This is a genomic window from Herbaspirillum sp. RV1423, from assembly GCF_000577615.1.
Lineage (GTDB): Bacteria > Pseudomonadota > Gammaproteobacteria > Burkholderiales > Burkholderiaceae_D > Herbaspirillum.
Genome location: NZ_CBXX010000095.1, coordinates 1 through 427 on the forward strand (window position 1 = coordinate 1; position 427 = coordinate 427).

General features: G+C 62.5%; 2 pseudogenes. Both read right to left on the reverse strand.

Features of this window, described 5'->3' with window-relative positions:
• Nucleotides 1-335, reverse strand: a pseudogene (locus RV1423_RS28245) (electron transfer flavoprotein subunit alpha/FixB family protein); the annotation flags it as partial.
• A 12-nt stretch (nucleotides 336-347) separates the two neighbouring features.
• Nucleotides 348-427: pseudogene (locus RV1423_RS30295) on the reverse strand (electron transfer flavoprotein subunit beta/FixA family protein); the annotation flags it as partial.

A 427-nucleotide genomic window follows, 5' to 3' on the forward strand; every position in this document is an offset into this window, starting at 1 on the left:
ACGTCCAGCCTGGCGGCCACGCGCGGCAGGATGTTCTTGCCGTAGGCGGTGGCGGGGGCAAGGATGTGACTGTAGTCCTTGGCAATGGCCAGGGCTTGTTCGGCAACGTTCTCGGCCAGTCCGTCGGCGAATTGCGGTGCGTCGGCCAGCAGGACCTTGGTCACGCCGGCAATCTGCGCGGCGGCATCGGCGGCCGCTTTGGCGTTGTGGCCGGCGATCAGGATGTGGACCTCGCCGCCGGCCTGTTGTTGCGTCTGTACTGCGGCGGTGACGGTGTTCAATGTGCTGCCTTTCAAGCTGACATTGTCGTGTTCTGCAATGACAAGTGCGGTCATGTTGTCTCTTCCTTAAATGACTTTGGCTTCGTTTTTGAGCTTGGCCACCAGCGTGGCCACGTCCGGCACTTTCACGCCCGCGCTGCGCTTGG